The organism is Sporosarcina thermotolerans (assembly GCF_042658975.1).
GTDB lineage: Bacteria > Bacillota > Bacilli > Bacillales_A > Planococcaceae > Sporosarcina > Sporosarcina thermotolerans.
In genome coordinates, this window is sequence record NZ_JBHSRM010000013.1 from 336645 (window position 1) to 350399 (window position 13755).

Below are 13755 nucleotides of genomic sequence, written 5' to 3' on the forward strand. Positions count from 1 at the left end.
ATCATATACATTAATAATCTGCTTTGGATTATTTTTCATGAATGATCAAGAGAGGTTGAAGTTGCTTATGCTCAAGTGCTGCAGCAGCCGCAGGTACCATTTTTGTGAAGTCGGAGATAAGGGAGTTTGGTTTTTTGTACGGGTCATCCTGTCCGAAAGGGATGAAATACACATTTTTCGTGTTAAGAAGTTTCATAACGTTATATCCGTTCAAGCCTAATGCATCATTTGTTGAGATACCAAGTAAAACCGGACTACCATTTCGTAAAGTAGCTTTTGCCGCCATTAAAACAGGCGAATCCGTTGCGGCATTCGCAAATTTACTCATGGAATTTCCAGTCATCGGAGCGATAATCATAATATCTACTGGAGAAGTCGGGCCAAATGGCTCAGCACCTACAATTGTTGAAATAACTTTCTCTCCAGTTGCATCCTCAATCCTTTTTATCCATTCTTCACCTGTACCGAACCTTGTCGCTGCCGTCAGTACTGAATGGGTAATTACCGGCACTACAGTCGCCCCATTTTCTTGCAATTCACTAATCACAGGTAGTATTTGGTCATACGTGCAATGTGATGCCGTTATACCAAGGCCAATCCTTTTACCTTGTAGCATCTATTTTCCCCTTTCATCTACTATTCATCCTCAGTAGTGCATCAGCAAGTGCTTTTGCCGCATCAACCGGAAAATGCTTACCGGGTAATCCGAGGTGTATTGTATAGTATTCAACAGGGTCATTGTCCTTTAGGCAGCCCGGTGCCGAAGCCAAGTCAAAAATGCGGATTTCGGCATTTTCGCTGGCCCGCAACCATTTAGCTGGGATTGTATTAATGAAGTTCCCCTGCAAATTCACATCACCCGGTGTTAATGGTAATGTATTATAACCAATAGCAGAGGCTTCACCTAATTGGTCTTGGGAACGAGCCAAAATTGTTACTGATGCCCCCAGTGAAAAGAGAACATCGGCTGTCATTTTCGCTACCTTCCCAAAACCTGCAATATAAAAATGGTCACCCGATATTCGGCGTTTGGTTGAAGAGTAGTATTCGATTAAAAATCCTTCCGCCGTTAACCTCGCATTCTCCCAAACGTATTCAACTTCTTTCAGATAAGGTTTTACAGTAATTCCCGCTTTACTGAAATGTTTTAGCCAATCTTCTGTAGCCACTCCAGGATAAAGAATGGTTCCCTCATTGATTTTATCCACTGGAATGGTACCTTCCATTTGAAGAACCGGAAAAACTATATGGGTAGGTGCGAACTTCTCAAGCGCATTAGATAACTCGTTTGTATACGCATTTCCATTATGATGATACGTTTCAGCACCCAATTCCTTCATAATTCTACAACATTCCGATAATCGCTTATCCGTTCCGATGAACAGCCATTTTCCGTCAATTGTCGTCAATGTCAAAATCCCCCATACTATGTGTTTTCCCGAAAAGGATACGATGTTCACCTATCAAAACAATTTCACTCCATGGAATAAATTCCGATGATTCCTGTTCCCGATTTCGAAATGGGAAACGACCGAATTTCTTCTTCACTTCAAAACCAATGATTTCACCAGTTTTCCGATTAAAAATTAAATCCGTATCTGCAAGAAACCCATAACGGATTCCTTCCTCTACTTGGATAAGCTCTTTTTGTGCCATTTCTGAGAGCAGCATATCCTTCCCCCTTTTTTACAGTCCTTCTTCATCATATGATTCAAAAAGGCAAAGCTGCACTTTTTGGTGCGATAATGGAAATGGCCCGTTTATCGGTGAACGTCTCGTACGCTATTTGATTAACATCAGTTATCTTCACGCTGTCAATTATACTTTGAACTTCATCTATTCCCTTATGCTCGTTAAGGACTAATTCATTCTTTCCATTCCGATGCATTCTCGATTCTGTACTTTCGAGGCCAAGCAAAATGGTAGCTTTTAATTGTTCCTTCGCATTAGACAACTCCAATTCAGTCACACCTTCAGATTTTATCTGAGCAGTGATTCTATCCATAGTAACGACCATATTCTCCAATTGTTCAGGACTCGTTCCGCCATAAATTACGAATGAGCCTGCCATCGTATAGGATGAATAATAGGAGAAGACAGAATACGCAAGTCCTTGTTCTTCACGGATCTCTTGGAATAAACGCGATGACATTGTGCCGCCAACAATACTATCAAGGAGGATCAAATCATGCAGTCTCTTTTCGTTCAGGGCCAAACCAGGATAACCGATACATATATGAGCTTGTTCAATTTCTTTATGTTTTGTCGTCAATCCACTTTTAAAGATGGGTTGCACGTCTGATATCGAATCTATCCCCTTCGCATTCCCGCTAAATGCCCCAAACTTGCTTTCAATGAAATCCACTAACTTTTCATCATAATTACCTGCAATTGAAATGACAATATTTTCGGGAGTATAAAGACGAGACATATAATCATCTATCATTTTCCGATTGAATTTGCCTAATGTATCTTTCACTCCGCCGATGGATCGGCCAATTGGATGATTGGGATACATGACAGACCAAAGTCTTTCATCGACATCGTCATCCGGTGTATCTTCTACAGATGCAATTTCATCCAAAATAACTGACTTTTCCTTTTCAATTTCAGTTTCATCAAAAACAGAATGGAAGAACATATCTACAAGTATTTCCATCGCTTTCTCTGCATGATAGTCAAGAACTGTTGTATAAAAACAGGTCATCTCTTTCGATGTATAGGCATTTATATCACCGCCAATACGATCAAATTGCTCCGCAATCGCTTTTGCGCTTCGGTTGGTAGTACCTTTGAAAAGCATATGTTCAATGAAGTGAGATAGGCCCCACTCGGCTTTGTTTTCATCCAAAGAACCAGCCTTAACCCATATACCGATTGCGACTGAACGAGTGTATGGCATCTTTTCATGAACGATCCTTACGCCATTCGCACATATTGTTTTTTTCATTAAAATGATTCCCCCGTTTTTCTACTCCGATTAAATTTTATATAAGAATGAACAAAAAGCCTCCATCTTTACGTCATCGTAAAAGAGGGGCTTTCTATTTTATGACTAGAATTCACTTTTTATATTATTCTTTTCCTTCTTTTTCTGCAGCTTCCTTTTGCTCCTTAAGAACAATCTTTCTTGACAGGTTTACGCGGCCTTGGTTGTCAATTTCGATGACCTTTACAAGAAGTTCATCTCCCATTTTCAATACATCCTCAACAGCCTTCGTGCGTTCTTCTTGGATTTCCGAGATGTGAAGAAGACCATCTTTACCAGGGAATATCTCAAGGAATGCTCCGAATTTCTCAATTCTTTTCACTTTCCCTAAATAATATTCTCCAACTTTTGCTTCGCGAACAATATTTTCAATCATTGTTTTCGCCTTTTCATTCATATCGGATTCAGGGGATGAAATGTAGATTGTACCGTCTTGTTCAGTGTCAATCTTAACATTAGTTTCTTCAATGATCTTATTGATCACTTTTCCACCTGGTCCAATTACATCTCGAATTTTATCCGGATTAATGCGAATCATAATGATTTTCGGTGCATATCTCGAAAGTTCCTCGCGTGATGTGGAAATCGTTGAAAGCATATGATCAAGGATTTTCATCCGGCCAATCTTCGCTTGAACCAATGATTCCTCTAAAATTTGTCGGGATAATCCTTCGATTTTAATGTCCATTTGTAATGCTGTAATTCCTTTTTCAGTACCTGCAACTTTGAAGTCCATATCACCTAAATGGTCTTCCATGCCTTGAATGTCAGATAGGATTGAATAGTTATCCCCTTTTTTCACAAGCCCCATTGCAATACCAGCAACTGGCGCTTTAATCGGGATACCTGCATCCATCATCGCCATAGTTGACGCGCAGATCGAAGCTTGGGATGAAGACCCATTGGATTCAAGTACTTCTGCTACGAGACGGATTGTGTAAGGGAATTCTTTCTCATCCGGAATAATCGCTTCAAGAGCACGTTCTCCTAATGCTCCGTGACCGATTTCACGACGGCCAGGTCCACGGATAGGACCCGTTTCCCCTACGCTGAAGTTCGGGAAGTTGTAATGGTGCATAAAGCGTTTTGATTCCTCTAAGCCAAGTCCATCAATGATTTGAACTTCACCAAGTGCGCCAAGTGTACATACGCTAAGTGCTTGAGTTTGTCCACGTGTGAACAAGCCTGAGCCATGTGTACGCTGTAAGATACCGACTTCAGATGCCAGCGGGCGGATTTCATCCAGACCACGGCCATCCGGGCGGACCTTTTCATCAGTGATGAGTCTGCGGACCTCATTTTTAACAAGGTGATCCAAGATGTTTTTTACTTGTTTGAGCGTATCATCGTTCGCTTCTTCACTCTTATAATGTTCCATCACTTCGTTTTTCACTGTATTTATCGCATCTTCACGGGCATGCTTCTCTTCCGTTTGGATTGCATTGATAAGATTAGTCTCACATTTGTCTTTCACTTCAGCAAGTATTGCTTCGTCAAGCTCGAACAAAGTGATTTCCATTTTTTCCTTACCGACTTCCGCGATAATCTTCTCTTGGAATTCAATCAGCTTTATAATCTGCTCGTGACCGAACATAATTGCTTCCAGAATAACATCTTCTGCAACTTCTTTGGCACCGGCTTCAACCATATTGATGGCATCCTTAGTTCCGGCAACTACAAGATCCAACTCACTTGCATTTAGTTGTTCTGGAGTCGGGTTGACGATGAATTCACCATTAATACGTCCGATTTGAACACCTGCAATCGGGCCTTCGAACGGGATGTCAGAAACGGATAATGCAAGGGATGAGCCAAGCATAGCAGCCATTTCGGATGAGCAATTCTGATCAACTGACATGACGAGCGAAATGACTTGTACATCATTACGGAAGCCGTCTGCGAATAATGGGCGGATTGGGCGGTCAATTAGTCGGCTAGTTAAAACCGCTTTCTCTGATGGACGTCCTTCACGTTTGATGAAGCCTCCAGGAATTTTACCGACTGCGTATAGTCTTTCCTCGTAGTTTACAGTTAACGGAAAGAAATCAAGCGCTTTCGGTGTTTTAGATGTTGTAGCTGTCGACAATACCGTTGTATCACCGTATCTTACAAGTACTGCACCATTTGCCTGTTTTGCAAGCTGTCCAGTTTCAATGGTCAGTTGCCTCCCAGCCCAATCAAATGTGTAAACTTTTTTCTGTTCTGTCATTATGGTACTCCTCTCTAATTCAAGCATGGACATCATACGTAGTATGTATTAACTAGTAGTGTATCAAAAAAGACGGATATATGTAAACAAAAGCGAAGGGCGCCTGCTGAGTCCCGAAAAGCGCTGGAAGAAATACCGGAAAGGCGCCCTTTGCCTTTTTGGTATTTCTGAAGCGACTCGAGGGACTGGCGCCCGGAGTCTGGCCGGAAACACGCTATTTTACAGGTATATTCATACTAAGATTTCATAATTTCTAAAGCATAAAAAAAAGCGGGCAAGGCCCGCTTTCGTATACATCTTATTAACGGCGAAGGCCGAGTTTAGCAATAAGATCACGGTAACGTTGAACATCAGTTTCACGCAAATACTTTAGAAGTCTTTTACGCGTACCGACCATTTTAAATAGACCGCGACGTGAGTGGTGGTCTTTGTTATGCACTTTAAAGTGGTTGTTCAAGTTGTTGATCTCTTCAGTAAGGATAGCGATCTGAACTACTGCAGACCCTGTATCGTTTTCATGAATTTTGAACTCATTGATCAATTCATTTTTACGCTCTTGTGTAATAGCCATCCTTTTCACCTCCTATTGATTAAAGTAAAATAAAATATCCCCGAATCCCGAGCATTCGTTGGTGATTCGAAATGCCAAGGAAAGGTTTGTGCTGTGGCACTGATTTATCATAACATATGTGAAAATCATATACAACAAATATATACATGCATCAGTTGCTTTACGTTTCGGGCGGACGCTTTCCACGGGCGTCGCCTCAGCCTCCTCACTTCGCTACGCTTCGTTGCGGGGTCTTCTGCTGACGCTTTTCCCGTAGGAGTCGCCGCCCTTCACTTCAAGCAACGGAAATGGCCAGGTACTGGCCAGGTACTAATTATAAGTTCCTGCCAAGCAGTTCCTTCGCAGTTTCCTTATCCATGCTGATTTGCTCAACTAATTCGTCAACTGAGCCGAATTTCTTTTCGTCTCTGATGCGGGCGATCCAGTCTACTGAGACTTCTTTTCCGTATAGATCTCCAGTAAAGTCGAGGAGGTGCACTTCGACGCTTGTCTTACTGACAGATGGGTCGTGGAAGGTTGGTTTGACTCCAACGTTGCATACCCCATCGTAGATTTGATCGGCAAGCGAGAATTTAACTGCGTATACTCCGTTGGAAGGGATTATTAGCTCGTCATCAGGCAAGACGTTGGCTGTTGGAAATCCAAGTAGTCTCCCTCTTTTCTCACCATCGACAACTGTCCCTACAGTACGGAATGATCTTCCCAATAATGTAGCTGTCTTTTCGACATCGCCTTCTGAAAGAAGTTTACGTATTAATGTTGAGGAAACCTTTTCGTCTGAGTCTGTCACTTTCTCAATGACTGATGTGCTGTAATCCCCATTCGATAGCGCATCCATTTGTGCCATTGTACCGGCACCTTTGGAACCGAACGTGAAATCGAATCCAGCTGTTACATGTTTAACTCCCAAGCCTTTTATGAAAATTTCTATGAATTGCTCGGGTGAAAGTGAGGAAAGTGGCTGATCGAATTTCACGATGAACAAGGCATCGATTCCCATTTCTTCAATATATTGAGATTTTAAAGGATATTGGGTAATGTAGCCAACTTTATTCTCTCCATCACCGAAAAGATGTGAAGGATGTGGATCAAACGTCATTACTGCAGATTTGATACCAAGTTGTTCTGCTTTTTTCTTTGCCTCTTCAATTACAGCTTGATGGCCTTTATGCAACCCATCAAAAAAACCGATTGCTAGTGAAAAGGGCCCTATATCATCGATTGTCTTATGTTGTGGATATTGCAAATGATAGATTTCCATGTCTTTCTCCCCTACCTGTTAAATGGAAACATTTTCTCTGGTTTCATTAATCCTTTTTTTTCTGGATGGTGACGATAGACTGCCACCGCTTTTGAATTTTTAGTGAAAACGATTTGTTCGTGATTCTCAAGTAATGGATGACTATGTAAAACTTGTCCATTCATAATCTTATCATATAATTCATCATCCAGTTCCTCAAATACGAATTCTCCAAGTGCATCTTCGAGCGGTCGCACATACGTACTAAGATTGCCACTATCTTTCAATTCCTCAACCTCTCGAAGTGTCAAGCAATCCTGCTGCCTAAACTTACCGGAAGAGGTTCGGACTAACTTTGCCATATGTGCTGGGTAACCGAGGATTTCACCAATTTGAACGGATAACGTTCTAATATATGTACCTTTTCCGCAATTAACACGAATTGTAAAAAGGATTTCTTCACCTTCGAATAAATCACGATCATCAAGTAATTCTATTTCATAGATAGTTACTTTCCGTTCAGGGCGTTCTACCTCAACCCCTTTTCGGGCATACTCGTACAGTCTTTTCCCATTTACCTTTACAGCTGAATACATGGGTGGTATCTGTATAATTTCTCCGGTCAACTTTGAAAGAGCTTGAAGAATTTCTTCTCTTTTAATCTTTTTGGGTGAATCATCGAGCTTTATGACTTCCCCATCTGAATCTTCCGTTTCAGTAGCACTCCCTATTGAAACCGTAGCAACATACTCTTTCCCGGAGTCAGTTACATATTCGGCCACCTTCGTCGCTTGACCAAGGCAAATCGGCAATACACCTTCCACATTTGGATCTAATGTTCCCGTATGTCCAACTCTTTTCATGCCTAAAATTTTTCTAAGCTTAAACACGCAATCATGCGAGGTCATCCCTTTTTCTTTCCATAAAGGAAGAATCCCATCCATTTATATCCTCCTAAAAAAGAAAGAAGCCGGAAAGTCCTTTTGGACACCGACTTCCTCCGTTTTGTTATTCTTCGCCTTTATTAACCTGGCGTAACAATGATTCAATACGATTTCCGTATTCAACAGAATCATCAAATGCAAAATCTATCTCCGGTGTTTTTCGGAGTCTAATCCGTTGGCCAATTTCGGTACGGATAAATCCTTTTGCTTTTGTCAGACCTGCAAGGGTTGCTTCTTTTTCCGAATCATTTCCCAATACTGAAATGAAGATCGTAGCTTGCTGAAGATCGCCCGTCACTTCGACGTCCGTTACCGTGACAAAGCCAATGCGAGGATCTTTCAATTTTTGGCCAATAATTCCGCCTAATTCCTTTTTCATCTGTTCAGCGACACGATTCGCACGCATAGACATGGATGGTCACCCCGATTCCGCATCAATAATAGTCAAATAGTTGTTCTGTCATTTCCCATTCTGGATTCGATTCTAAAAAACGAATGGCTCTTCTTGTCTCTCCCTCAGCCGCCTCTTTTGAAGAAGCGACTGAAACGAGAGCAATCGTTGTTCTTTGCCAAAGATCTTGGTGATCGATTTCCGCAACGGAAACATTAAATTCATTTTTAACTCGATCCGTCATTCTTTTTAATACGGATCTTTTTTCTTTCAACGAATGGACATCGGGAATAAAGAATGTACACTCAGCATAGACAATCATGCCCGTTTAATTTCCTCCATTACAAAGGCTTCGAAAATGTCGCCTTCTTTAATATCATTGAAGTTCTTAACGGTAATTCCGCATTCATAGCCTTTTGCTACTTCTTTAACATCGTCTTTGAAACGTTTCAAAGTATCTAACTCACCTTCAAAGATGACGATATTATCACGTAGTACGCGGACACCGGCATCACGTGTAATTTTCCCTTCTGTAACATAACTACCTGCGATTGTTCCGATTTTCGTGACTTTGAATGTTTCACGAACTTCGGCCTGACCGATTACTTTTTCCTGATATTCAGGATCCAATAATCCCTTCATCGCAAATTCAATTTCCTCAATTACTTTATAGATAACACGGTGTAAACGAATATCGACGCCCTCTTCTTCAGCTGCACGCTTAGCATTGACATCCGGACGCACATTAAATCCAATGACAATCGCGTTTGATGCTGCCGCAAGAGAAATATCCGATTCATTAATCGCACCCGCACCAGTATGGATGATCTTAACGTTTACGCCCTCAACTTCAATTTTCATCAGGGAAGCAGCCATTGCTTCAACTGTACCTTGAACATCGGCTTTTACGATAAGATTCAATTCTTTCATTTCGCCTTGCTTCATTTGTTCGAATAAATTATCAAGAGTAACACGTGTTTTTTCAACACGTTGTTCTTGTAAGGCTTCCCCTGCTCGGGATTCACCAATTTGACGTGCAGTCTTCTCATCCTCGAAGACAACAAAGCGGTCACCTGCTTGCGGAACATCACTCAAACCTGTTATTTCAACAGGAGTTGATGGACCAGCTTCCTTTACACGACGTCCTAAATCATTGATCATTGCACGTACTTTACCGAATGTGTTCCCGACAACAATAGGATCTCCAATACGAAGTGTCCCGTCTTGAACTAACAATGTTGCTACGGATCCTCGACCACGGTCAAGCTGTGCCTCAATGACAGTACCCCGAGCACGAATGTTTTTGCTCGCTTTCAATTCTCCTACTTCAGCGACTAATAAAACCATTTCGAGCAATTGATTGATTCCTTCACCTTTCAATGCGGAAATCGGTACAAAGATTGTGTCTCCGCCCCATGCTTCGGCTAAAAGACCATGTTCCGTCAACTCTTGCATCACACGATCAGGATTTGCAGATGGTTTATCCATCTTGTTGACAGCTACAATGATTGGTACTTCAGCAGCTTTCGCATGGTTTATCGCTTCTATTGTCTGCGGCATTACACCGTCATCAGCTGCTACGACAAGTATCGTAATATCGGTAACTTTTGCCCCACGTGCACGCATTGTTGTAAATGCAGCATGCCCTGGTGTATCAAGGAAGGTAATTTTCTTTCCTTCAACTTCAACCTGGTAAGCTCCGATATGTTGGGTGATACCGCCTGCTTCACCTTGAGTTACTTTTGTATCTCTGATTGAATCCAGTAGGGTTGTTTTACCGTGGTCGACGTGACCCATTATCGTTACGACTGGTGGTCGTTCAGTTTGAGTTTCCTCAACGACTTCATCTTCCTCGAAGTAAATCTCGAGATCCGTTACATCAATTCGAATTTCTTCTTCTACTTCAACGCCGTAATCAGCACAGATCAGCTCGATTGCATCCTTATCCAATTCTTGGTTAATGGTTGCCATAACACCAAGCATGAATAGTTTTTTGATGATTTCAGAAGGCTCCCGGCCTAGCTTGTTAGCAAGTTCACCAACAGAAAGGGATTCATAGAAAGTAATCTTTTCTGGTAGTGGTTTTTCCACTTTAGGCATTGGGGCTGGACGATGTCTTCTGCGACCTTGGTTTATGCCACGAGCTGGTGGTCTTCCACCACGTCCAGCTGGACGTCCGCCGCCTCCTTGGCCTTGGCGTTGTTGACCTTGTTGACCTTGTTGGCCTTGTTGGCCTTGTGCAGGGCGGTTGCCACCTTGCGTTCCTTGGCCTTGACGTTGTTGACCTGTAGCGGGACGGTTGCCACCTTGTGCCCCTGTACTTGGACGCTGTTGACCTGTTGCATTACGGTTACCGCTTTGTGTCCCTTGTCCTTGGCGTTGTTGACCTGTAGGACGGTTGCCGCCTTGCGACCCCTGACCTTGGCGTTGTTGTCCTTGTGCTGGACGGTTGCCACCTTGTGATCCTTGACCTTGTTGACCTGTAGGACGGTTACCGCCTTGTGATCCTTGACCTTGTTGACCTGTAGGACGGTTGCCACCTTGTGATCCTTGACCTTGGCGTTGTTGCCCTTGTACTGGACGGTTGCCGCCTTGTGAACTTTGACTTGGTCGCTGTTGACCTTGTGCTGGACGATTGCCGCCTTGTGAACTTTGACTTGGTCGCTGTTGACCTTGTGCCGCAGGACTGTCGCCTCTTCTTTGCTTATCTTGCGCATTACTTGCAGGACGTGAAGATTGCTTATGATCCTGTCCAGCCGACTTATCTGACGGTGTTGATCCACCCTTACCAAATCGTTGGTCCAATTTAGATGTAGCATCTCTATCCAACATAGACATGTGGTTAGTTACATTCACATTTAATTTTCCAAGCTCCTCGATGACTTCCTTACTCGTCCGATTCACTTTTTTCGCGTATTCGTGTACACGTATCTTCGTCATTAGCCCACCCCCGGTTATATTCGTTGAGGAGCCCGGACAATTTTCCGGCAAAACCGGTATCCGTTAACGCGAGTACGACCCGCGACTCTTTTCCGATTGCATGGCCGAGTGCTTCTCTACTCCCGAACACATGCTTCTCAACGTTATAAAAATCACATTTATCATTTATTTTCTTCAATGTATTCTTTGAAGCATCTTCAGAAACAATCACGATGCGTGCGTTCCCTGATCGTACTTCTTTTATGACGAGTTCTTCGCCTGTAATCAGTTTCCTGGCCCTTGCTGCCATCCCTAACAATTGGAATATTTCTTTAGGATGATTCATTTCAAAGCCTCACGACGGATTGCATGAAGAAGATCTTCGTATACTTCCTCCGGCACTGATGCTCCAAGCTGGTTTTCAATCGACCTGTTGCGCTTGGCTGTTTCGACAGCTGCTTCAGTTTTCGATACGTATGTACCACGTCCCGATTTTTTGCCTGTCAGATCGACTGAAACATCCCCTTCTTTCGTGCGGACAATGCGGATCATTTCTTTCTTAGGTAACATCTCGCCTGTCGCAGCACATTTACGCAAAGGGAGTTTCTTCTTGCTTGTCATGGGCAATCATCCTTTCAACTCAATTGTTTTCGTCAGTTTCTGAATATAAATCGATCTTTTCGTATTCAGATTCCTTTTCGGAGTCATTGTCGAAATACGGATCTTCCATATATTCATCTTTTCCATTTTCGGTTACGTCATATACATCTTCTGCGAAAGGACCTTCATTTGACGCTGCAGGAGGATAAATGCCCAACTCTCTTGCGTCTGTCTCGCTTTTAATATCAATTTTCCACCCAGTCAATTTGGCAGCGAGTCTGGCGTTTTGACCACGTTTACCAATTGCCAAAGATAGCTGATAGTCCGGAACTACAACCCTTGTCGATCTATCTTCTTCGTTCACTTGCACATCTAATACTTTTGATGGGCTTAACGCATTCGCAACAAACAAGACCGGATCTTCAGACCATTCCACGATATCAATCTTCTCACCGTTGAGTTCATTCGAAATGGATTGGACCCTTGCACCGCGTGAACCTACACATGAACCAACCGGATCTACTTCGTCATTTGTCGTATGAACTGAAATTTTGGAACGGTCCCCCGCTTCCCTTGCAATCGATTTGATTTCAACTGTTCCGTCATAAATTTCCGGAACTTCCATTTCAAACAGCCTACGCAATAGGCCAGGATGTGTACGGGAAACAAATACTTGAGGCCCACGGGATGTACGCTCAACCTTTGTAATATACACTTTAATACGATCATGTGGTTGATAGGATTCCGTAGTGATCTGTTCCGTTGCTGGTAAGACCGCTTCCACTTTACCTAACCCGACATACAGGTTTCTTGCATCTAAGCGTTCAACGATACCATTGACAATGTCATCTTCGCGGTCTACGTACTCATCATAAATCAGACCACGTTCAGCTTCACGTACACGCTGGGTAACAACTTGTTTAGCCGTTTGTGCAGCGATTCGACCAAAGTCACGTGGAGTCACTTCTTCTTCAACGATATCTCCTAATTCATACGCGGGATTAATGGCCAAGGCATCCTCCAAAGCCATTTGAAGTCTTTCATCATCCACTTCTTCAACTACATCTTTGCGTGAGTAAACTTTCATAGTCCCTTTATCTAAGTTCAAATCGACCCGCACATTTTGAGCTTGGTTGAAATTCCGTTTATAAGCCGTTACAAGGGCGGCTTCAATTGCTTCAACAATTACATCTCTTGAGATACCTTTCTGTTTTTCAAGAGCTGTTAATGCATCGAGTAGATCACTACTCATAGTTAATCACTCCTATATTCAATTATGCGGAAAAGTCAATCGCCAATCTTGCGAAGGCAATTTTTTCGTTTTCAATCTTCACTTGCAATTTTCTGGTCTTAATCCGAATTTCCACTTCTGCGAATTCAGAACCATAGGAAAGCAAGTACCCTTCAAATTCCTTCATGCCATTGATCGGTTCATATGTCTTTATAAATACATACTGACCGACCGCCTTATGAAAGTCCTCTTCTTTTTTCAAAGGTCGTTCAGCACCCGGTGAAGATACTTCGAGGAAATAGTTTTGGGTGATTGGATCGGTACGGTCCAGTTCTTCACTAAGCCTTTCGCTAACTTGTGCACATTGTTCAATATCGATATTCCCTTCAGGTGTATCAACATAAACCCGTAAAAACCAGTCTCTACCTTCTTTTACAAATTCAATATCTACCAATTCCAACTCGAGGTCGTTCACAATCGGACTGACGAGTTTTTGGACTTCCTCTGTAATTTTACTCATCAAAACCCTCCCGAAATTTGATTAAAATAGTTTAATACATACAGAACAACAGAAAAGAGCGGGAAACCCCACTCTTTTTCGCGCAAGACTTATAGCAAAAGTTGCTACAATTGTAGCATTTATAGGGCATCATTGCAAATA

General features: G+C 42.4%; 15 protein-coding genes. All 15 read right to left on the bottom strand.

The window, feature by feature from the left end; all coding sequences use genetic code 11:
* Positions 1-28 precede the first annotated feature (28 nt).
* The 15 genes from ACFPZG_RS09515 to rimP all read right to left on the bottom strand — a co-directional run bounded on the left by ACFPZG_RS09515 (position 29) and on the right by rimP (position 13614).
* Positions 29-616, bottom strand: a complete 588-nt coding sequence (locus ACFPZG_RS09515) for a dipicolinate synthase subunit B (protein ID WP_283731754.1) — start codon at positions 614-616, stop codon at positions 29-31.
* 13 nt (positions 617-629) lie between these two features.
* The gene (locus tag ACFPZG_RS09520; RefSeq protein WP_283731753.1) at positions 630-1409 is read right to left on the bottom strand and encodes a hypothetical protein; all 780 of its coding nucleotides are present in this window, start codon (positions 1407-1409) and stop codon (positions 630-632) included.
* A complete protein-coding gene (locus ACFPZG_RS09525) occupies positions 1396-1671 on the bottom strand; it encodes a YlmC/YmxH family sporulation protein (RefSeq protein WP_283731752.1) in 276 nt (91 codons plus the stop codon). Before ACFPZG_RS09525 ends, ACFPZG_RS09520 begins: the two co-directional genes overlap by 14 nt.
* 40 nt (positions 1672-1711) lie before the next feature.
* Entirely contained in the window at positions 1712-2950 is a 1239-nt protein-coding gene (locus ACFPZG_RS09530; RefSeq protein WP_283731751.1) for a M16 family metallopeptidase, read from the bottom strand.
* A gap of 124 nt (positions 2951-3074) precedes the next feature.
* Positions 3075-5198: a polyribonucleotide nucleotidyltransferase gene (pnp, locus tag ACFPZG_RS09535; protein ID WP_283731750.1), complete on the bottom strand. Its 2124-nt coding sequence runs from the start codon at positions 5196-5198 to the stop codon at positions 3075-3077.
* A gap of 301 nt (positions 5199-5499) precedes the next feature.
* Entirely contained in the window at positions 5500-5769 is a 270-nt protein-coding gene (gene rpsO / locus ACFPZG_RS09540) for a 30S ribosomal protein S15 (RefSeq protein ID WP_283731749.1), read from the bottom strand.
* Between the two features lie 313 nt (positions 5770-6082).
* Complete coding sequence (locus ACFPZG_RS09545; protein WP_283731748.1) at positions 6083-7030, bottom strand: bifunctional riboflavin kinase/FAD synthetase; 948 nt, start codon at positions 7028-7030, stop codon at positions 6083-6085.
* An 11-nt stretch (positions 7031-7041) separates the two neighbouring features.
* Entirely contained in the window at positions 7042-7953 is a 912-nt protein-coding gene (gene truB, locus ACFPZG_RS09550; protein ID WP_283731747.1) for a tRNA pseudouridine(55) synthase TruB, read from the bottom strand.
* A gap of 64 nt (positions 7954-8017) precedes the next feature.
* On the bottom strand, positions 8018-8365 hold the full coding sequence (gene rbfA / locus ACFPZG_RS09555) for a 30S ribosome-binding factor RbfA (RefSeq protein ID WP_283731746.1): 348 nt from the start codon (positions 8363-8365) through the stop codon (positions 8018-8020).
* 22 nt (positions 8366-8387) lie between these two features.
* Positions 8388-8666 (bottom strand): DUF503 domain-containing protein, encoded by a 279-nt coding sequence (locus ACFPZG_RS09560; RefSeq protein WP_317940094.1) that lies wholly within the window; start codon positions 8664-8666, stop codon positions 8388-8390.
* Complete coding sequence (infB, locus tag ACFPZG_RS09565; protein ID WP_317940095.1) at positions 8663-11284, bottom strand: translation initiation factor IF-2; 2622 nt, start codon at positions 11282-11284, stop codon at positions 8663-8665. The genes ACFPZG_RS09560 and infB overlap by 4 nt, the downstream gene beginning before the upstream one ends.
* Positions 11232-11609, bottom strand: coding sequence for a YlxQ family RNA-binding protein (locus tag ACFPZG_RS09570; RefSeq protein ID WP_283731745.1), 378 nt, complete (start codon positions 11607-11609; stop codon positions 11232-11234). Before ACFPZG_RS09570 ends, infB begins: the two co-directional genes overlap by 53 nt.
* Positions 11606-11884 (bottom strand): RNase P modulator RnpM, encoded by a 279-nt coding sequence (gene rnpM / locus ACFPZG_RS09575; protein ID WP_283731744.1) that lies wholly within the window; start codon positions 11882-11884, stop codon positions 11606-11608. Before rnpM ends, ACFPZG_RS09570 begins: the two co-directional genes overlap by 4 nt.
* Before the next feature lie 19 nt (positions 11885-11903).
* A complete protein-coding gene (gene nusA, locus ACFPZG_RS09580; protein WP_283731743.1) occupies positions 11904-13115 on the bottom strand; it encodes a transcription termination factor NusA in 1212 nt (403 codons plus the stop codon).
* A gap of 22 nt (positions 13116-13137) precedes the next feature.
* Positions 13138-13614: a ribosome maturation factor RimP gene (gene rimP, locus ACFPZG_RS09585; protein WP_317940096.1), complete on the bottom strand. Its 477-nt coding sequence runs from the start codon at positions 13612-13614 to the stop codon at positions 13138-13140.
* Positions 13615-13755: the final 141 nt, after the last annotated feature.

What these genes read in the sequence shown, in the direction of transcription:
- rimP (WP_317940096.1), bottom strand. Translation starts at nt 13,614, where the DNA reads ATGAGTAAAATTACAGAGGAAGTCCAAAAACTCGTCAGTCCGATTGTG.
- ACFPZG_RS09515 (WP_283731754.1), bottom strand. Translation starts at nt 616, where the DNA reads ATGCTACAAGGTAAAAGGATTGGCCTTGGTATAACGGCATCACATTGC.
- ACFPZG_RS09560 (WP_317940094.1), bottom strand. Translation starts at nt 8,666, where the DNA reads ATGATTGTCTATGCTGAGTGTACATTCTTTATTCCCGATGTCCATTCG.
- rpsO (WP_283731749.1), bottom strand. Translation starts at nt 5,769, where the DNA reads ATGGCTATTACACAAGAGCGTAAAAATGAATTGATCAATGAGTTCAAA.
- ACFPZG_RS09525 (WP_283731752.1), bottom strand. Translation starts at nt 1,671, where the DNA reads ATGCTGCTCTCAGAAATGGCACAAAAAGAGCTTATCCAAGTAGAGGAA.
- pnp (WP_283731750.1), bottom strand. Translation starts at nt 5,198, where the DNA reads ATGACAGAACAGAAAAAAGTTTACACATTTGATTGGGCTGGGAGGCAA.
- rnpM (WP_283731744.1), bottom strand. Translation starts at nt 11,884, where the DNA reads ATGACAAGCAAGAAGAAACTCCCTTTGCGTAAATGTGCTGCGACAGGC.
- truB (WP_283731747.1), bottom strand. Translation starts at nt 7,953, where the DNA reads ATGGATGGGATTCTTCCTTTATGGAAAGAAAAAGGGATGACCTCGCAT.
- rbfA (WP_283731746.1), bottom strand. Translation starts at nt 8,365, where the DNA reads ATGTCTATGCGTGCGAATCGTGTCGCTGAACAGATGAAAAAGGAATTA.
- nusA (WP_283731743.1), bottom strand. Translation starts at nt 13,115, where the DNA reads ATGAGTAGTGATCTACTCGATGCATTAACAGCTCTTGAAAAACAGAAA.
- ACFPZG_RS09570 (WP_283731745.1), bottom strand. Translation starts at nt 11,609, where the DNA reads ATGAATCATCCTAAAGAAATATTCCAATTGTTAGGGATGGCAGCAAGG.
- ACFPZG_RS09545 (WP_283731748.1), bottom strand. Translation starts at nt 7,030, where the DNA reads ATGGAAATCTATCATTTGCAATATCCACAACATAAGACAATCGATGAT.
- ACFPZG_RS09530 (WP_283731751.1), bottom strand. Translation starts at nt 2,950, where the DNA reads ATGAAAAAAACAATATGTGCGAATGGCGTAAGGATCGTTCATGAAAAG.
- infB (WP_317940095.1), bottom strand. Translation starts at nt 11,284, where the DNA reads ATGACGAAGATACGTGTACACGAATACGCGAAAAAAGTGAATCGGACG.